Source organism: Microbacterium candidum (genome assembly GCF_030315975.1).
In the GTDB taxonomy this organism is placed as follows: domain Bacteria; phylum Actinomycetota; class Actinomycetes; order Actinomycetales; family Microbacteriaceae; genus Microbacterium; species Microbacterium candidum.
Genome location: NZ_JASXSZ010000008.1, coordinates 44,345 through 63,093 on the forward strand (window position 1 = coordinate 44,345; position 18,749 = coordinate 63,093).

Genomic DNA, 18,749 nt, shown 5'->3' on the forward strand with positions numbered 1-18,749 from the left:
TCATGATCGCGCTCACTCTCTCCGAGATCGCCGCCGTGCTCGGCGGCACCATCCACCTCCACGGATCCGATACCCCCGACACCGTCGTGTCCGGGATCGTCGACACGGACTCCCGCGTCATGGAGCCCGGCGGCGTCTTCGCCGCCAAGCCCGGCGAGACGACCGACGGACACCTCTTCGTCGGCCGTGCCGTCGAGGCGGGAGCCGTCCTCGCGATCGTCGAGCACGTCGTGGAGGAGCCGGTCACGCAGATCGTCGTCCCGGACGTCGTGACGGCCCTCGCCGACCTCGCCCGTGACGTGGTGGCCCGGGTGCGGGCCCTCGGCCGCCTCCGCGTGGTCGGGATCACCGGCTCCAACGGCAAGACGACGACGAAGAACATGCTGGCCCGCATCCTGCAGGACGAGGGCGAGACGATCGCCCCGCGCGGGTCGTACAACAACGAGGTCGGCGCGCCGCTCACGATGCTGCGTGTGACGGATGACACGACGTATCTGGTCAGCGAGTTCGGTGCCGCCGCGCCGGGAGAGATCGCGAAGCTCGCGGGTCTCGTGACGCCCGACGTGGGCATCGTCCTCATGGTCGGGATGGCGCACGCCGGCGGCTTCGGCGGCATCGAGGCGACGACGGCGGCGAAGTCCGAGCTCGTCCGCGCCGTCGCCCCGGGCGGTCTCGCCGTCCTGAACGCCGACGACGGCCGGGTCGTCTCGATGGCGGCCATCGCCGCCGAGGGCGGCGTCGAGGTGCGCTGGTTCGGCCAGGGGGAGACCGCGGACGTGCGCGCGAGCGACGTCGAGGTCACGGCATCCGGAACCCGGATGACCGTCACCGCGGACGGCGTCGGGATCCCGCTCCACTTGCGCGTGCTCGGCGCCCACCACGTCGGCAACGCGCTGGCGGCGATCGCGGCGGCGACGGCGCTCGGCGTGTCGCTCGACGACGCCGTCGCGCGCCTGGAGACCCTCGAGCTCGCCGAGCGGTGGCGCATGCAGCCGCTCGGCTCCGACCGCGTCCGCATCATCAACGACGCCTACAACGCCAGCCCCGACTCGATGGCGGCGGCCCTGCGCACACTCGCCCAGATCGCCGCACCCGGAGAGCGGACGGTGGCGGTGCTCGGCGCGATGAGCGAGCTCGGCGAATACGCGGGGGAGGAGCACGATCGCATCGGCGAGCTCGCGGTCCGCCTGCGCATCCAGCGCATCGTGATCGTCGGAGCCGAGGCTCGCCGGATGTTCCTCGCGGCGGTCGGCGAAGGGTCGTGGGACGGCGAAGCCGTCTTCTTCGGCACGGCGGATGAGGCGTACGAGTACCTCATCGGCGAACTGCGCGACGGCGACCGCGTACTCGTCAAGTCGTCGAACTCCGCGGGTCTCCGCTTCCTGGGGGATCGTCTGGGAGAATCGTTCTCGTGAGGTCCATCCTTTCCGCGGCGGCGATCTCGCTCGCCTTCACGCTGTTCCTCACGCCCGTCTTCCTGCGGCTGTTCCGCAAGTGGGGCTGGGGCCAGGTCATCCGCACTCCGGAGGACGTCCGCAACCCGAGCCACGGCGCGAAGCGCGGCACGCCCACGATGGGCGGCACGATCTTCATCGCGGGCACGATCGTCGGGTACCTCATCGGCTGCTACACGGGCGGCAATCCGCCGACGCTGTCCGGCTGGCTCGTCCTCTGGATGATGGTCGGCTTCGGCGTGGTCGGCTTCATCGACGACTACATGAAGCTCCGTCAGCAGCGCAGCCTCGGACTCAGCGGCTGGCGGAAGATCATCGGGCAGCTGATCGTCGTCGTGCCGTTCGGCATCATGGCGCTGAACTTCCCGAACCAGTACAAGCTCGAGCCGGCGTCCACGTACATCTCCGGCTTCCGCGACATCCCATGGCTGAACCTCTTCGCGTTCGGTGCCATCCTGGGCTGGATCCTCTACCTCGCCTGGATCTCGCTGATCGGCCTCGCGACCTCCAACGGCGTCAACCTCACCGACGGACTCGACGGACTCGCCGCCGGCTGCGGCGTCTTCGTCATCGGCGCGTACAGCCTCATCTCCTTCTGGCAGTGGAACGAGTCGTGCCATCGTGCACACCAGGCCGTGATCGCGGCCTGCTACACGACCCGCGATCCGTTCGACCTCGCGATCGTCTCGGCCTCGTTCGTCGGCGCTCTCGTCGGGTTCCTCTGGTGGAACGCCCCGAAGGCCGAGGTCTTCATGGGCGATGTCGGCTCGATGGCGATAGGCGGCGTGCTCGCGGCGATGGCGATCCTCACCCACACGGAGCTTCTCCTGCTCGTCGTCGCCGGCGTCTACGTCATCGCACCGGGATCCGTCATCCTGCAGCGCCTCTACTTCAAGGTCACGCGCGGCAAACGCATGTTCCTCATGAGCCCCTTCCACCACCACCTCGAGATGCGCGGCTGGCCCGAGATCACGATCGTCGTGCGCATGTGGCTGATCGCGGGGATGCTCGCGGTCAGCGGGGTCGGTCTCGTCTACGTCGAATGGCTGTCATCGGTATGAGCTCGTCCCGTCTCGAAGCGCTGCACAGCTGGAACGCCGACTGGACGGGGCTGCGCGTCGCGGTGCTCGGCCTGTCGGTCACCGGCTTCTCGGTCGCAGACACGCTCGCCGAACTCGGCGCCGACGTCCTCGTGGTCACGGAGTCCGCGGACGAGGAGTACGCGCGACTGCTTCCGGTGATCGGGGCGCGTCTGCACACGGGTCCCATGGATGCGGTGCCCGACGAACTCGTCGCGTTCGCGCCCGAAGTCGTCATCGCCTCGCCGGGCTTCGCGCCGACGCATCCCGTCATCGCGTGGACGCGCGGCGAAGGGATCGCCCTGTGGGGCGACGTCGAGCTCGCGTGGCGGGTGCGCGACAAGGTCGTGCGGCCGGACGGGCGACCCGCGGACTGGGTGCTCGTCACCGGCACGAACGGCAAGACGACGACCACGCGGCTCACCGCGACCATGCTCGCGGCGGGCGGCCTGCGGGCCGCACCCTGCGGCAACATCGGCGTGCCGGTGCTCGATGCCGTGCGCGACCCGTCCGGTTTCGACGTCCTCGTCGTGGAGCTCTCGAGCCACCAGCTCTGGTACCTCGGCCTGCAGGTCGGGGGAGCAGACGCGCTCTCGCCGCACGCGAGCGTGTGCCTCAATCTCGCCGACGACCACCTCGAGTGGCACGGCTCGGCGGAGGCGTACCGCGACGCGAAGGCCGTCGTCTACGAGAACACGCGCGTTGCGTGCGTGTACAACAAGGCGGATGCGGCGACCCGCCGCATGGTCGAAGAGGCCGATGTCGTCGAGGGCGCGCGCGCCATCGGCTTCGATCTCGGCACCCCGGGCCCGAGCGATCTCGGGCTCGTCGACGGCATCCTGGTCGATCGCGCCTTCCTCGAGGACCGCCACCACAGCGCACTCGAGCTCACGACCCTCGACGACCTGCGCGCACGCGGCCTCGCGGCCCCGCACGTGGTCGCCAACATCCTCGCCGCCGCAGCTCTCGCCCGTTCGCTCGACATCGAGCCGCGCGCGATCCGCGACGCGCTCGACGGGTTCCGGCTCGACCCGCACCGGATCGAGATCGTCGCCGTCGCGGAGGGCGTCACCTGGGTCGACGACTCCAAGGCCACGAACCCGCATGCCGCGGCGTCCTCGATGGCCGCCTACCCGGGCGCCGTGTGGGTCGTCGGCGGGCTCCTCAAGGGAGTCGACATCTCGGAGCTCGTCGCAGCCCGCGGCTCCTCGGCGAAGGCGGCGATCGTCATCGGCGTCGAGCGCGGCGACATCGTCGCGGCGTTCGCGCGACACGCGCCCGCAGTCCCGGTCTTCGAGGTCGACCACGGCGAGACTGAAGATGTCATGGCGCGTGTCGTGGAGCTCGCATCCGGGATCGCGCAGGACGGCGACGTCGTCCTGCTCGCACCTGCTGCAGCTTCCTTCGACCAGTTCGCGTCGTATGCAGATCGCGGCCGGCGCTTCGCCCAGGCCGTGCGGGATAGGTTCGGAGGGGGGACCGGTGACGACCACGACGACCCGGCCACCCATTCACACAGCTGATCCGCTCGAGGGCGAGCAGCGCCGCGGCCTCGCCGCCCGCATCTCGCTCGGCCGCGTCTTCGCCCCGGTCTCGCCGGAGTTCCTCCTCATCGCCTCGACGGCGTTGATCCTCACGGGCTTCGGCCTCGTCATGATCCTGTCGGCCACGGCGGCGAACTCCGCGGCGAACGGTCAGTCGCCGTACGACTCGGTGCTCAAGCAGGCGATGTTCGCCGCGGTCGGCATCCCGCTGATGTTCATCGCGAGCCGCGCGAGCGTGGCCTTCTGGAAGAAGATCGCCTGGCCTCTCCTGCTCGCGACGACCGCGTTCCAGCTGCTGGTGTTCACGCCTCTCGGCGACGCGGTGAACGGAAACCGCAACTGGATCCACATCGGTTCGTTCCAGGCGCAGCCGGCCGAGTTCCTGAAGCTCGGCCTCGTGCTGTGGGTAGGGGCGGTGCTGGCGCGCAAGGCGTCGCTCCTCGCGAGCTGGAAGCACGTCTTCATCCCGGTCGTCCCGGTCGCCGGAGCCGTCATCGCGACCGACCTCGCAGGACACGACCTCGGCACGGCGATCATCCTCTTCTTCATCGCGCTGGCCGCGCTGTACTTCGCGGGCGTGAAGCTCCGGATGTTCGCGATCCCGATGCTCGCCGCCGTCGCGGTCGTCGTGATCCTCGCCGCGACGTCTGAAGACCGCCGCCGCCGCATCTTCAGCTTCCTGAATCCCGACTGCCTGGCGGACTACTACAACACGTGTTACCAGCCGCTGCACGGCATCTGGGGCCTCGCGACGGGCGGCGTCTTCGGAGTCGGCCTCGGCAATTCGAAGCAGAAGTACGGGTGGCTTCCGGTCGCGTCGAACGACTACATCTTCTCCATCGTCGGCGAAGAGCTGGGTCTGATCGGATGCTGCGTCGTGCTGGCGCTGTTCGCGATCTTCGCGATCGCCGTCTTCCGCATCGTGCGCCGCACCGACGACCCGTTCGTGCGCATCGTCTCGGGCGCGATCGTCTTGTGGATCGTCGGGCAGGCCTTCATCAACATCGCCGTCGTGCTGCAGCTGCTGCCTTCCTTCGGCGTGCCGCTCCCGCTCATGTCGCAGGGGGGGACATCGCTCGTCTCGAGCCTGGTGGCCTGCGGGGTGCTGCTGTCGTTCACCAGAACGCTGCCGCGTCGGGACGCGGTGATCGAGGGAGCGGCGCCGGCTGCGGTCCGGCCCCGCAAGAAGGCGGTCACCTCCGCCCGGTAGGGTCGAACGGTGACGACATACCTCCTCGCCGGCGGCGGTACGGCCGGGCACGTGAACCCGCTCCTTGCGGTCGCAGACGGTCTGCAGGCCCGCGACCCCGATGCGGTCGTGCTGGTCCTCGGCACGAAGGAGGGGCTCGAGTCGCGGCTCGTCCCCGAGCGGGGCTACGAGCTCCTGATCGTCGACAAGGTGCCCTTCCCGCGGCGCCCCGGACGCGCCGCCGCGACGTTCCCGCGTCGCTACCGCACCGCGATCGGCCAGGTGCGCGAGCACATCCGCACGCGCGGCGTCGACGTCGTCATCGGTTTCGGGGGATACGCATCCGCCCCGGCCTACGTCGCCGCCCGTCGCGAAGGCGTCCCGTTCGTCGTCCACGAGGCGAACGCGAAGCCCGGCCTCGCCAACGTCCTCGGCGCGCGCAGCGCGGCCCGCGTGGGCGTCGTGTTCCCGGGCACGAAGCTGCGCGGCGGCAGGGTCGTCGGCATGCCGCTGCGTCGCGAGATCGTCGACCTCGATCTTGCGGCGACCCGTGCGGCGGCAGCCGAGCACTTCGGGTTGGATGCCGCGAGCCCGACCCTCCTCGTGTTCGGCGGCTCGCTCGGCGCGCAGCGCCTGAACGAGGCGTTCGCCGGGTCGTGGCAGGACGTGCTGGATGCCGGGTGGCAGCTCCTCCACGTCACGGGCGAGCGTGCCGATCTCGGTGACCCCGGCGTTCCGGGGTACGTCGTCAAGCGCTACGTCGACAGGATGGACCTCGCGTACGCGATCGCAGACCTCATCGTGTCCCGGTCCGGATCCGCGACGGTCAGCGAGATCTCCGCCCTCGGCATCCCGGCCGTCTTCGTCCCCTACGCCGTCGGCAACGGCGAGCAGGCGCTCAACGCGGCCGCCGAGGTCGAGGCCGGCGCGGCGTTCATCATCCCGGACGCCGCCTTCACCGGAGATCGCGTGCGATCCGACATCCTTCCGCTCTTGAAGGACGAGGCCCGACTCGCGCGGATGCGCGAGGCCGCCGCCGGCGTCGGCACACGGCGCGGCACAGAGAACGTCATCGAGCTCCTCGACGAGTCCCTCGCCGGCCGCTGATCAGGCGAGCTTCGGACTCTCGCGCAACGCGGCCGCCACGAAGGCCAGGGCGTCATCCGGGTCGAGTCCCAGCAGCCGGATCTGCTCCGCGTACGCCTCTGCGGCGCGTCGCGCCTGCGCGCGCACCGGATCGTCGCCGCCGCGGACGAAGCTCCCTTTGCGTCCGCGCGTCTCGATGACCGCGGCCGCCTCGAGCTCGCGGTAGGCCCGGGCGACGGTGCCGGGCGCGACGCCGAGGTCCTCGGCGAGCCCGCGGACGGTCGGCAGACGGTCGCCGGGCACCAGCTCGCCCGTGGAGACCGCCGCGACGAGCTGTGCGCGGAGCTGCTCGAACGGCGGCGTCGGAGATGCCGGGTCGATGACGATCATGCGTGTGATGGTGGCATGCCCGGCCAATTGTGTCAATACAAATCACCGAGTGAAGACCGGGCGTGCCGGGGCGACCGCGTCCCGTGCCCGACCTAGACTCGTAGGGCCATGATCCGACCCGACCTCAGCCTCCCCATTCCCGACGACATCCGTTCCGCGCACTTCATCGGCATCGGCGGATCCGGCATGTCGGGCCTGGCCCGCATGTTCCTCGACCGCGGGATCGCCGTGTCCGGCTCCGACCGCGCCGACAGCGCCGCGCTGCAGAGCCTGGCCGCGCGCGGCGCGCGCGTGCACGTCGGCCATGACGCGGCCAATCTCGGCGACGCCGACACCGTGATCCACACCGGTGCGATCTGGCCGGAGAACCCCGAGTACATCACTGCGAAGGAGCGGGGGATGCCGGTCATCCACCGTTCGCAGGCCCTGTACTGGCTGATCGGCGGACGTCGGCTCGTCTCGGTCGCCGGCGCACACGGGAAGACGACGTCCACCGGCATGATCGTCACGGCGCTCAAGGAGCTCGGCGCCGACCCCAACTTCGTCAACGGCGGCGTGATCTCGCAGCTCGGCGTGTCCAGCGGCAGCGGCGCGGACCCGTTCTTCGTGATCGAGGCGGATGAGTCCGACGGGACGTTTCTCCTCTACGACACGTCGATCGCGCTCATCACGAACGTCGATCCGGACCACCTGGACCACTACGGCAGTCATGACGCCTTCCTCGACGCGTTCGCGCGCTTCGGCGACGGCGCGCGCGAGGTGGTCGTCATCTCGTCCGACGACCCCGGTGCCGTCGAGGTCACGAAGCGCCTGAAGCACCCGCGCGTCCTCACGTTCGGCACGGCGGAGGATGCCGGCGTCCGCGTTCGCGACATCCGCACGGACGGTCCCGTCTCCTTCGCCGTCGAGTACGACGGCGAGGTCGTCGACGCCGAACTGCCGATCCCCGGCGCCCACAACGCGGTCAACGCGACGGGCGCCGTCGCCGTGCTCCTCTCGCTCGGCTACGACCTCGAGCCCGCAGTGCGCGCGATCGAGGGCTTCACCGGCACGATCCGCCGCTTCGAGCTGCACGGCGTCGAACGGGGCGTCAGCGTCTTCGACGATTACGCGCACCACCCGACCGAGGTCGCCGCAGCGCTCGCCGCCGCGCGGACCGTGGTGGGGGACGGCCGCATCATCGCCATCCAGCAGCCCCACACGTATTCGCGCACGCAGCTGATGGCCGGAGAGTTCGCCGAAGTCCTCGAGACCTACGCCGACCACACCGTGATGCTCGACGTGTACGGTGCGCGCGAGGATCCGATCCCCGGCGTCACGGGCGAGACCGTCTCCTCGCGGTTCGCCGACCCGTCCCACGTGCACTACGTGCCGGACTGGCAGGATGCCGCGGACTACACCGCGTCGATCGCCCGGCCCGGCGACTACGTCATCACGCTCGGCTGCGGCAACGTCTACCAGATCATCCCGCAGGTGCTCGCCGCGCTCTGCGAGCCTTCCGACGGCGCCGGCGAGGCGTGACCCGTGCAGCGACCCACGCCGCTCCCGCCGCAGGCTGAGAAGCCCGCGCGCGGGGGCGGGTCGCGTCCGCCCGTCGAGCCCCTCCCGGGTTCTCTCGCGCCCGAGGCGGAGAGCTCTGCACTGCTCGCTCCCGTGACTCCGATCGACGCGCCGCCCCCGGGGGCACGCGTCGACGAGCAGGATGCGGCCGGGCCGACGCCGGACGAGCACGCGACTGACAGCGAGTCCGTCGGGATGCGGGACGTCTGGCGCGCGGCGCGCGCCAGACGGAAGGCGCTGCGCGCGGAAGTGCGCCGCTTCACCGGTCGCCAGCGCCGACGGCGCGCGATTTGGATCGGGGTCGCCGCATCCCTCGTCCTGCTCGTTCTCGTGACGCTCGGCGCCGCGTACAGTCCGCTGTTCGCCGTCGAGCAGATCCGGGTGGCGGGCACGTCGCAGCTGAAGGCCGTCGACGTTCAGAAGGCGCTCGCGAGCCAGCTCGGCACTCCGCTGCCGCTCGTGGACGAGAGTGCGGTGAAGGCGGCCCTCGTGAGGTTCCCGCTCGTCGAGTCGTACACGCTGGAGGCGATGCCGCCGCATGAGCTCATCGTGCGGATCGTCGAGCGCACCCCGGTCGGCGCGATCCAGAGCGATGCCGGCTACACCGTCGTCGATGCGGCCGGCGTCGCCCTGTCCACCACGACGACCCCGCCCGCGGGGCAGCCGCTCATCACAGTGCCGAACGTGCACTCGTCGGCGTTCGACTCGCTCGGCCAGGTCATGCGTGCGCTCCCGGCGGCCATCCGCAGCCAGGTCACCGCGGCGACGGCGACCACTCCCGACGACGTCACCTTCACCCTCGGCGGCACGCGTACGCAGGTCGTGTGGGGGAGCGCCGACCAGTCGGCGTTGAAGGCCCTCGTGCTGGAGAGGGCGATGAAGGCGAAGGCGCCGGGATCCGTCAGCGCGTATGACGTCTCGTCGGCCGGAGCGGTCGTCTTCCGCTGAATCGCGCCTGCGAATCGGCGTTCCGCGGTCGTGTCCTGGACCGACTTGTGTGACACGCCGAACCGAATGCGGGCGCGCGCAATGGGCCCGCTTACCTTCGAATTCAGGAATTGCATACCGGGCAATTCTTTAAACCTCTACATGAGGTTGAAGGTTTAAGCGATAAACGGTTCGGGACGATAGGGAGACCGGCATGAGCCAGAACCAGAACTACCTCGCAGTGATCAAGGTCGTCGGCGTCGGCGGCGGTGGTGTCAACGCCGTGAACCGCATGATCGAGCTGGGGCTGCGCGGGGTCGAGTTCATCGCGATCAACACCGACGCCCAGGCGCTGCTCATGAGCGACGCCGATGTGAAGCTCGACGTCGGCCGCGAGCTGACCCGCGGTCTCGGCGCCGGCGCCGACCCCGAGGTCGGCCGACGCGCTGCGGAGGACCACGCCGAGGAGATCGAGGAGGCGCTCGCCGGCGCCGACATGGTCTTCGTCACGGCGGGCGAGGGTGGCGGCACCGGCACGGGCGGCGCGCCCGTCGTGGCACGCATCGCCAAGTCCATCGGCGCACTGACGATCGGCGTCGTCACCAAGCCGTTCTCGTTCGAAGGCCGTCGCCGTCAGAGCCAGGCCGAGGCGGGTGTCGCGAAGCTGAAGGAAGAGGTCGACACCCTCATCGTCGTCCCGAACGACCGGCTGCTGCAGATCAGCGACCGCGGCATCTCGATGATCGAGGCCTTCGCCACGGCCGACCAGGTGCTCCTCGCCGGTGTCCAGGGCATCACCGACCTCATCACGACCCCCGGCCTCATCAACCTCGACTTCGCGGACGTCAAGTCGGTCATGCAGGGCGCCGGTTCCGCCCTCATGGGCATCGGCTCCGCGCGCGGGGCGGATCGTGCGATCAAGGCGGCCGAGCTTGCGGTCGAGTCGCCGCTGCTCGAAGCGTCGATCGAGGGCGCCCACGGCGTGCTGCTGTCCATCCAGGGCGGTTCGAACCTCGGGATCTTCGAGATCAACGATGCGGCGCAGCTCGTCAAGGAGGCGGCGCACCCCGAGGCGAACATCATCTTCGGCACGGTGATCGACGACACGCTCGGCGACGAGGTGCGCGTCACAGTGATCGCGGCAGGCTTCGACGGCGGCGAGCCGTCGCTGCGGATCGACACCGTGCACGACACGCGCCCCGTCTCCTCGTCGAGCGTTCCGGTGCCCAGCACCGCCGCGACGATCGGGCAGAGCACGACCGAGCCCGCCCTCGAAGGTTCGGAGCGCGAGGAGATCGCCGAGCGCGTCCCCGTCGCGGTCAGCGTGCCCGAGTCGGGCTACGAGTCCGCGTTCGGCGACGACGACCTCGACATCCCCGAGTTCCTGAAGTAAGCGGGCCCCGACGGGCATCCACCGCTGAGGAAGCGACCGACACACGCATGGAAGACCTCGCCGCCCGCCTCGCCGCGGTCGACGCCCGGATCGCCGACGCGGCGAGAGCGGCGGGGCGCGACCCTGCCGAGATCACGCGCATCGTCGTGACGAAGTTCCATCCCGCCGACCTCGTCGCGAGCCTCTACGGCCTCGGCGTTCGCGATGTGGGGGAGAACCGCCAGCAGGAGCTCACCGCGAAGACGGCCGAGCTCGGTCGTCTCGACGGTCTGCGCTGGCACTACATCGGACAGGCGCAGACCAACAAGGCGCGCGCGATCCGGGATGCGGCATCCGTCGTGCACTCCGTCGACCGCGCGCGTCTCGCCGACGCGCTCGATGCGGTCGCCGACGACGACACGCCGGACCTCGACGTCCTGATTCAGATCAATCTCACAGCCGACCCCGGACGCGGCGGAGTGACGCCTGACGGCCTCGAGAAGCTCGCCGAACACGTCGAGGGATGCCGATCCCTGCAGCTGCGCGGCGTGATGGCGGTCGCTCCTCTCGACGAGCATCCCGCGCCCGCGTTCGAACGACTCGCGGGCTACGCAGAGCGCGTGCGGCGCATCGCGCCGGATGCGACCTGGATCTCCGCCGGCATGACGGCCGACTTCGCGGAGGCGATCGCCTGCGGTGCGACACACCTGCGGATCGGGTCGGCAATCACCGGACCGCGGCCGACCCGCGGTTAACCTCGGAACAGACGAAGCAATGGGAGGAATGCGATGTCGAACCCGCTGAAGAAGACCATGGTCTACCTGGGACTCGCCGATGAGGAAGAGGCCTACGAGGAGCAGGTGTCCCAGCCCGCCCCGCGCAAGTCGACGCCATCCGCAGTGGTCGACAAGCCCGCTGCCCCGGTGACGCCGATCCGCCGCCCGGAGGTCGTGCGCCAGCCCGTCGCGACCGCCGTCAGCGAGATCCTCACCGTGCATCCCAAGCAGTACCGGGATGCCCAGGTCATCGCAGAGAACTTCCGCGACGGCATCCCCGTCATCATCAACCTCTCGCAGATGAGCGACTCGGACGCGCGGCGCCTGATCGACTTCGCGAGCGGCCTGTCGATGGGGCTCTACGGTCGCATCGAGCGCGTCACCAGCAAGGTCTTCCTGCTGTCGCCGGAGAACGTCGCCGTGTCCGGCGACGGCACGGTCGCACAGGCCGACCCGGAGGCTGCGCCGTTCACCCAGTCGTGACCGGGTAGCGTCTGTGGGTGTGATCACCCTCATCGCGCTCATCCTGAACACGCTGCTGCTCGTCTATGTGTTCGTGATGCTCGCGCGCATGATCCTCGACTTCATGCCCATGCTGAATCGCGAATGGCGTCCGCGCGGCGCCGGTCTCATCGCGGCCGAGGTCGTCTACACGGTGACGGATCCGCCGATCCGCTTCTTCCGCCGTTTCATCCCTCCCCTGCGGATCGGGCCCGTGGCGCTCGATCTCGCCTTCACACTGACGCTGCTGCTCTGCTTCATCCTCATCGGGGTGACCCGCTCCCTCGCGGGGTGAAAGAGCGGCGGCTATGCTTGCAAGGACGAACCGACACCCGGCTCGTCACCCCCAGACATCGGCCAGCCCCGAGCCCCGAAAGAGGAAAACCATGGCATTGACTCCGGATGACGTCGTCACCAAGCAGTTCCAGCACGTTCGCTTCAAGGAGGGCTTCGACCCGGACGAGGTCGATGACTTCCTCGACGAGATCGTCGTGGAGTGGCGCAAGACCATCGCGGAGAACGACGAGCTGAAGGCCAAGGTCGCCTCGCTCGAGTCGGGTGCGGGCAGCGCCCCCGTGGCGGCTCCGGTGCCCGCGCCGGCCGCTCCTGTCATGGTCGACGGCCAGCCCGCCGCAGCCAGTGCCGGCATCATCGAGCTCGCTCAACGCCTGCACGACGAGCACATCGCCGAGGGCAAGGCCAAGCGCGACCAGCTCATCGCCGACGCGCAGACGCAGGCCTCGCAGATCGTGTCCGACGCCGAGGCTCGCGGCCGCGACGAGCTCGCGCGTCTCGACCGCGAGCGTTCGACGCTCGAGGGCCGCATCACCGAGCTCCGTCAGTTCGAGCGCGACTACCGCGCACAGCTGCGCACGTTCATCGAGGGTCACCTGCGTGACCTCGAGACCACCACTCCGTCGGGTCAGGCTCCGGTCTCGGCCATCGGTCTGTAAGCCGGTCCGTTGACCGGTCGACGCCCGATCAGCAAGGCGGCGGCCGGCACCATCATCGCGATCCTCGCGGTGCTGGTGCTGGCCGCCGATCAGTTGGCCAAGCTCTGGGCCATCCGCACTCTTCCTCCGGAACAAGCCGTTCACGTCATCGGCGACTTCCTGATCTTCTACCTGATCCGCAACTCCGGCGCCGCGTTCTCCCTCGGCTCCGGGGTCACGTGGCTCTTCACGATCGCGCTGTCGGTCGTCGCGGCCGCGATCATCGTGATCGCCTTCCGGGTGCGCTCCCGCGCCTGGGCGATCATCCTCGGCCTGCTGCTGGGCGGAGTTCTCGGCAATCTCTCCGACCGTCTCTTCCGGGAGCCGGGATTCGCGGTCGGGCACGTCGTCGACTTCATCTCGACGCCCTGGATGATGCCCGCGATCTACAACGTCGCCGACATGTTCATCACGACGATGATGGTCGGGGTCGCCATCCTGATCGTCTTCGGGCTCCGTCTCGACGGAACGCGCGAGCGGCGCGCCAAGGACGGCGAGCCGGCGGTTGCGGCACCATCGGACGCGCCGTCAGGTGCGTCCGAGCGGGATACCGCGGCATCCGGCGCTGGCGACTCCGAGGCGGACTCCTCCAGTGTCCCGGACCCGGAACCGGAGGCATCGGCTGCCGTGGACGCCGTCGATCCGGCTTCCGACGAGACCGCGTCGAAGGACTGACGTGGATACGCGCAGCCTTCCCGTGCCGGACGGGCTCGACGGCGTTCGCGTCGATGCGGCGCTCGCCAAGATGCTCGGCTTCTCCCGGACGTTCGCGGCGGAGGTCGCCGACGCCGGGGGAGTGACGCTCGACGGCCGCACGCAGTCGAAGTCCGACAAGCTGCGCGCGGGCGGCTGGCTCGATGTGTCCTGGGAGCCCAGGCGCGAGCCGGAGATCATCCCCGTCGAGGTGCCCGATCTCGGGATCGTGTACGACGACGACGAGATCGTCGTCGTGGACAAGCCCGCGGGCGTGGCCGCCCACCCGTCGGTCGGATGGGAAGGCCCGACGGTGCTCGGCGCCCTCGCCGCCGGCGGCTTCCGCATCGCGACGAGCGGTGCCGCAGAGCGCCAGGGGGTCGTCCACCGGCTCGACGTCGGCACGAGCGGTCTCATGGTCGTCGCGAAGACCGAACGTGCGTATACAGCGCTCAAGCGCGCCTTCAAGGAGCGCGAGGTCGAGAAGATCTATCACGCCGTGGTGCAGGGGCATCCCGATCCGCTCGCCGGCACGATCGATGCGCCGATCGGCCGGCATCCCTCCCACTCGTGGAAGTTCGCCGTCACCCCTGACGGCAAGGACTCGGTGACCCACTATGAGACGCTCGAGGCGTTCCCCGGGGCGTCCCTTCTGGAGATCCACCTGGAGACCGGTCGCACGCACCAGATCCGCGTGCACATGGCCGCACATCGGCACCCCTGCGTGGGCGACCCGCTCTACGGCGCGGACCCGACCCTGTCGGCGAAGCTCGGGCTCACTCGGCAGTGGCTGCACGCGCATCAGTTGTCGTTCGAACATCCGCTGACCCGCGACTGGCAGACGTTCGTCTCGGACTATCCGGCGGACCTCGCGCACGCGCTCGAGGTGCTGCGCGGCGAGTAGCGCGCGATGTCCGACGCCTCTGCCAAGGTGGCCGTATGCCGATCGACGTGCGCCCCGCGACGGAGTTCGACGATGTCGCTCTCGTCGTCGGGCCGAGGAACCCCGACTCGACGGTCTGCTTCTGTCTCAGCTATCGCGTCGGAAGCAAGGAGAGCCGCGCGCTCGCCGGTCGAGCTCGCGCCGAGCGCGTGCGTGAACTGTGCCACCAGGATCCGCCTCCCGGCGTCATCGCCTACCTCGGCGATGAGCCCGTCGGATGGGCGGCGCTGCATCCTCGCAAGGACACGAGCTTCGCGCGCAACAGGCTCATCCCGCACGTCGACGACAAGGACGTGTGGTCATTGTGGTGCTTCCGGGTTCGCCCGGGCCACCGCGGCGGGGGAGTGATGCATGCGCTCATCGACGGTGCCGTCGCCTACGCGCGCGAGCGCGGCGCGCCGGCGATCGAGGGGTATCCGCTCGACAATGAGGGGCGGCGGGTGAACCAGACGATGGCCTACGTCGGCACGAGGGGCCTCTTCGAATCGGCCGGCTTTGCGAAGGCAGCCGACACGCGCTCCGTGCTCGACGGGTTCCCGCGCGTGCTCATGCGGCTCGAGCTCGACTGACGGATCCGACTCGGACTCTGACCTTCAACCCGAGGGTGAAGCGAAGCTCGAGCGTGTTCGGGCCCGTCCCGGGTCGGGCCCGCTCTGATGGGAGACCCCCCTCATAGACTCGAAGACGTGGCATCCGATTCCTTCGTTCACCTGCACGTCCACAGCGAATACTCGATGCTCGACGGCGCCGCCCGCATCGGACCGATGGTCCAGGAGGCGGTCAAACAGGGGATGCCCGCGATCGCGGTCACCGACCACGGCAACACGTTCGCCGCCTACGAGTTCTACAAGACCGCGAAGGACGCCGGCATCAAGCCGATCATCGGCATCGAGGCGTACGTCACTCCGGGCACGCACCGCTCCGACAAGTCGCGCGTCCGCTGGGGCACGCCCGAGCAGAGCGACGACGACGTGTCGGGTTCCGGTGCGTATACGCACATGACGCTGCTGTCGGAGACGACGCAGGGCATGCACAACCTCTTCCGGCTCTCCAGCCGCGCGAGCCTCGAGGGCTACTACTTCAAGCCCCGCATGGACCGCGAGCTGCTGCAGAACTACAGCGCGGGCCTCATCGCGACCACGGGCTGCCCCTCGGGCGAGGTGCAGACGCGCCTGCGCCTCGGACAGTACGATGCGGCGCGCGCGGCCGCAGCCGAGTTCCAGGACATCTTCGGCAAGGACAACTACTTCGCCGAGATCATGGACCACGGGCTGTCCATCGAGCGACGCGTCATGACCGACCTGCTGAAGATCGCGAAGGATCTCAGCATCCCGCTCGTCGCGACCAACGACCTGCACTACACGCATCAGCACGACGCGAACAGCCACGCGGCGCTCCTGTGCGTGCAGTCGGGTTCGACGCTCGACGATCCGAAGCGCTTCAAGTTCGACGGCGACGGCTACTACGTCAAGTCGCCCGCCGAGATGCGGCAGGTCTTCCGCGACCACCCGGAGGCCTGCGACTCGACCCTGCTCATCGCCGAGCGCTGCGATGTCGAGTTCGACACGAGCGCCAACTACATGCCGCGCTACCCGGTCCCCGACGGTGAGACCGAGGAGAGCTGGTTCATCAAGGAGGTCGAGAACGGCCTCCACGCGCGCTACCCGGGCGGCATCCCGGACGACGTCCGCAAGCAGGCCGACTACGAGTGCGGCGTCATCGCGCAGATGGGGTTCCCCGGCTACTTCCTCGTCGTCGCCGACTTCATCAACTGGGCGAAGGACAACGGCATCCGCGTGGGGCCCGGTCGCGGTTCGGGCGCGGGCTCGATGGCCGCCTACGCCATGAAGATCACCGACCTCGACCCGCTGCAGCACGGTCTGATCTTCGAGCGGTTCCTCAACCCCGACCGCGTCTCGATGCCCGACTTCGACGTCGACTTCGACGACCGCCGTCGCGCCGAGGTGATCACCTACGTCACGGAGAAGTACGGCGACGACCGCGTCGCCCAGATCGTCACGTACGGCACCATCAAGGCCAAGCAGGCGCTGAAGGACGCCGGTCGCGTCCTCGGCTTCCCCTTCAGCATGGGGGAGAAGCTGACGAAGGCGATGCCGCCGGCGGTGATGGGCAAGGACATGCCGCTGGAGGGCATGTTCGACCCGAACCACCCGCGGTACAAGGAGGCGGTCGAGTTCCGCACGGTCATCGAGACCGATGCGGAGGCGAAGACGGTCTTCGACACCGCCGTGGGCCTCGAGAACCTGAAGCGCCAGTGGGGCGTGCACGCCGCCGGCGTCATCATGTCCAGCCACCCGCTGATCGACATCATCCCGATCATGCGGCGCGAGCAGGACGGTCAGATCGTCACGCAGTTCGACTACCCGGCGTGCGAGTCCCTCGGCCTCATCAAGATGGACTTCCTGGGGCTGCGCAACCTCACGATCATCAACGACGCGCTCGACAACATCGAGGCGAACCGCGGCCACCCGCTCGTGCTGGAAGACCTGCCGCTCGACGACAAGCCGTCCTACGAGCTCCTGACCCGCGGCGACACGCTGGGCGTGTTCCAGCTCGACGGCGGGCCGATGCGCGCGCTCCTGCGCCTCATGAAGCCGGACAACTTCGAAGACGTGTCGGCCGTCATCGCGCTCTATCGCCCGGGCCCCATGGGCGCGAACTCGCACATCAACTACGCGCTCCGCAAGAACGGCCAGCAGCCGATCACCCCGATCCATCCCGAGTTCGCGGAGTCGCTGAAGGAGATCCTCGACATCAGCTACGGCCTGATCATCTATCAGGAGCAGGTCATGGCGATCGCGCAGAAGGTGGCCGGGTTCAGTCTCGGCCAGGCCGACATCCTCCGTCGTGCGATGGGCAAGAAGAAGAAGTCCGAGCTCGACAAGCAGTACGAGGGCTTCCACGCCGGCATGGTCGGCAACGGGTACAGCGAGGGCGCCATCTCGGCGCTGTGGGAGATCCTGCTGCCGTTCTCGGACTACGCGTTCAACAAAGCGCACTCCGCCGCCTACGGCCTCGTCTCCTACTGGACGGCCTACCTCAAGGCCCACTATCCCGCCGAGTACATGGCCGCGCTCCTGACGAGCGTCGGCGACTCGAAGGACAAGATGGCGGTGTACCTCAACGAATGCCGCCGCATGGGCATCAAGGTGCTGCCGCCGGATGTCGGCGCGTCCATCCGGTACTTCGCGGCCGTCGGGGAGGACATCCGTTTCGGACTCGGGGCCGTGCGCAACGTCGGGGCCAACGTCGTCGACTCGATCGTCGAGTCCCGCACGAAGACCGCCTTCACGTCGTTCCACGACTTCCTCTCGAAGGTGCCCGCGCACGTCGCGAACAAGCGCACGGTCGAATCGCTCATCAAGGCGGGGGCGTTCGACTCCCTCGGCGACACGCGGCGCGCTCTGATGGAGATCCACGAGGACGCCACCGAGCAGGCCGTGCTCGACAAGCGCCGCGAGGCGAACGGCGAGGTCGGATTCGACTTCGACAGCCTGTGGGGCGACGACGAGCCTGAGCGCGCGGCCAAGGTGCCCGAGCGCCCCGAGTGGACGAAGAAGGACAAGCTCGCGTTCGAGCGCGAGATGCTCGGCCTGTACGTCTCCGACCATCCTCTGGCCGGGATGGAGGTGCCGCTCGCGAAGCACGCGTCGACGAGCATCCACGACCTCCTCGCGAGCGAAGACATCGGCGATGGCGAACAGGTCACGATCGCCGGCCTCGTCACGAGCGTCCAGCACCGCGTCGCGAAGCAGAGCGGCAACCCGTACGGCATGATCACGGTCGAGGACTTCGACGGCGAGATCACCGTCATGTTCATGGGCAAGACCTACACCGAGTTCCAGTCGATGCTGCAGGCAGACAGCATCCTCGTCGTCCGCGGCCGGGTCTCGCGGCGCGACGACGGGATGAATCTGCACGCGCAGTCCGCGTTCGCGCCGGATCTCGGAGCGATGGATGCCTCCGGCCCTCTCACACTCGTGATGCCCGAGCACCGCGCGACGGAAGCGGTCGTCTCGGAGCTCGCCGGCGTGCTGACGCGTCACCGCGGCTCGACGGAGGTCGTGCTGCGCCTCTACCGCGGCTCCACCGCGAAGGTGTTCGAGGTGCCGATGCCGGTGGCGATCTCGGCCGACCTCTTCGGCGATCTCAAGGGTCTGCTGGGACCTCAGTGTCTCGGCTGATCCCGCGGAACGCCTCTGAGTAGGATCGGACAAGCCGC

The 18,749-nt window shown here is 69.1% G+C and carries 17 protein-coding genes; 16 read left to right on the plus strand and 1 reads right to left on the minus strand.

Features of this window, described 5'->3' with window-relative positions; translation table 11 throughout:
- Positions 1 to 2: 2 nt before the first annotated feature.
- Genes QSV35_RS18945 through QSV35_RS18965 form a run of 5 tightly spaced genes read left to right on the plus strand, consistent with a single transcriptional unit; the run spans position 3 to position 6,373 of the window.
- Positions 3 to 1,415: a UDP-N-acetylmuramoyl-tripeptide--D-alanyl-D-alanine ligase gene (locus QSV35_RS18945; RefSeq protein WP_286290519.1), complete on the plus strand. Its 1,413-nt coding sequence runs from the start codon at positions 3 to 5 to the stop codon at positions 1,413 to 1,415.
- Entirely contained in the window at positions 1,412 to 2,515 is a 1,104-nt protein-coding gene (gene mraY, locus QSV35_RS18950; protein WP_286290520.1) for a phospho-N-acetylmuramoyl-pentapeptide-transferase, read from the plus strand. The genes QSV35_RS18945 and mraY overlap by 4 nt, the downstream gene beginning before the upstream one ends.
- The gene (murD, locus tag QSV35_RS18955; protein WP_419956873.1) at positions 2,512 to 4,056 is read left to right on the plus strand and encodes a UDP-N-acetylmuramoyl-L-alanine--D-glutamate ligase; all 1,545 of its coding nucleotides are present in this window, start codon (positions 2,512 to 2,514) and stop codon (positions 4,054 to 4,056) included. Before mraY ends, murD begins: the two co-directional genes overlap by 4 nt.
- Entirely contained in the window at positions 4,016 to 5,287 is a 1,272-nt protein-coding gene (ftsW, locus tag QSV35_RS18960; protein WP_419956871.1) for a putative lipid II flippase FtsW, read from the plus strand. Before murD ends, ftsW begins: the two co-directional genes overlap by 41 nt.
- 9 nt (positions 5,288 to 5,296) lie before the next feature.
- Positions 5,297 to 6,373: a UDP-N-acetylglucosamine--N-acetylmuramyl-(pentapeptide) pyrophosphoryl-undecaprenol N-acetylglucosamine transferase gene (locus tag QSV35_RS18965; protein ID WP_286290522.1), complete on the plus strand. Its 1,077-nt coding sequence runs from the start codon at positions 5,297 to 5,299 to the stop codon at positions 6,371 to 6,373.
- Here the strand turns inward: QSV35_RS18965 and QSV35_RS18970 are convergent, their stop codons facing one another.
- Positions 6,374 to 6,742 carry a GntR family transcriptional regulator gene (locus QSV35_RS18970; protein WP_286290523.1) on the minus strand — a complete coding sequence of 123 codons (369 nt, stop codon included), beginning with the start codon at positions 6,740 to 6,742 and terminating at the stop codon, positions 6,374 to 6,376.
- A gap of 108 nt (positions 6,743 to 6,850) precedes the next feature.
- On the opposite strand from QSV35_RS18970, the gene murC reads away from it, so the two are divergent.
- From murC to dnaE, 11 genes are all read left to right on the plus strand, one after another.
- Positions 6,851 to 8,263, plus strand: coding sequence for a UDP-N-acetylmuramate--L-alanine ligase (murC, locus tag QSV35_RS18975; RefSeq protein ID WP_286290524.1), 1,413 nt, complete (start codon positions 6,851 to 6,853; stop codon positions 8,261 to 8,263).
- Positions 8,264 to 8,266: 3 nt separating this feature from the next.
- Entirely contained in the window at positions 8,267 to 9,250 is a 984-nt protein-coding gene (locus QSV35_RS18980; RefSeq protein WP_286290526.1) for an FtsQ-type POTRA domain-containing protein, read from the plus strand.
- Between the two features lie 193 nt (positions 9,251 to 9,443).
- Positions 9,444 to 10,622: a cell division protein FtsZ gene (gene ftsZ, locus QSV35_RS18985; RefSeq protein ID WP_286290527.1), complete on the plus strand. Its 1,179-nt coding sequence runs from the start codon at positions 9,444 to 9,446 to the stop codon at positions 10,620 to 10,622.
- A 47-nt stretch (positions 10,623 to 10,669) separates the two neighbouring features.
- Entirely contained in the window at positions 10,670 to 11,356 is a 687-nt protein-coding gene (locus tag QSV35_RS18990) for a YggS family pyridoxal phosphate-dependent enzyme (protein ID WP_286290528.1), read from the plus strand.
- 33 nt (positions 11,357 to 11,389) lie between these two features.
- Complete coding sequence (locus QSV35_RS18995; protein ID WP_286290529.1) at positions 11,390 to 11,860, plus strand: cell division protein SepF; 471 nt, start codon at positions 11,390 to 11,392, stop codon at positions 11,858 to 11,860.
- 13 nt (positions 11,861 to 11,873) lie between these two features.
- Positions 11,874 to 12,173, plus strand: a complete 300-nt coding sequence (locus QSV35_RS19000; protein ID WP_286290531.1) for a YggT family protein — start codon at positions 11,874 to 11,876, stop codon at positions 12,171 to 12,173.
- Between the two features lie 91 nt (positions 12,174 to 12,264).
- Positions 12,265 to 12,831, plus strand: a complete 567-nt coding sequence (locus tag QSV35_RS19005) for a DivIVA domain-containing protein (RefSeq protein WP_286290533.1) — start codon at positions 12,265 to 12,267, stop codon at positions 12,829 to 12,831.
- Between the two features lie 9 nt (positions 12,832 to 12,840).
- On the plus strand, positions 12,841 to 13,545 hold the full coding sequence (gene lspA / locus QSV35_RS19010; protein ID WP_286290534.1) for a signal peptidase II: 705 nt from the start codon (positions 12,841 to 12,843) through the stop codon (positions 13,543 to 13,545).
- Position 13,546: 1 nt separating this feature from the next.
- Positions 13,547 to 14,467, plus strand: coding sequence for an RluA family pseudouridine synthase (locus QSV35_RS19015; protein WP_286290535.1), 921 nt, complete (start codon positions 13,547 to 13,549; stop codon positions 14,465 to 14,467).
- A 35-nt stretch (positions 14,468 to 14,502) separates the two neighbouring features.
- Entirely contained in the window at positions 14,503 to 15,075 is a 573-nt protein-coding gene (locus QSV35_RS19020) for a GNAT family N-acetyltransferase (RefSeq protein ID WP_286290536.1), read from the plus strand.
- 165 nt (positions 15,076 to 15,240) lie between these two features.
- Positions 15,241 to 18,711 carry a DNA polymerase III subunit alpha gene (dnaE, locus tag QSV35_RS19025; protein WP_419956874.1) on the plus strand — a complete coding sequence of 1,157 codons (3,471 nt, stop codon included), beginning with the start codon at positions 15,241 to 15,243 and terminating at the stop codon, positions 18,709 to 18,711.
- The last annotated feature ends 38 nt before the right edge of the window (positions 18,712 to 18,749 follow it).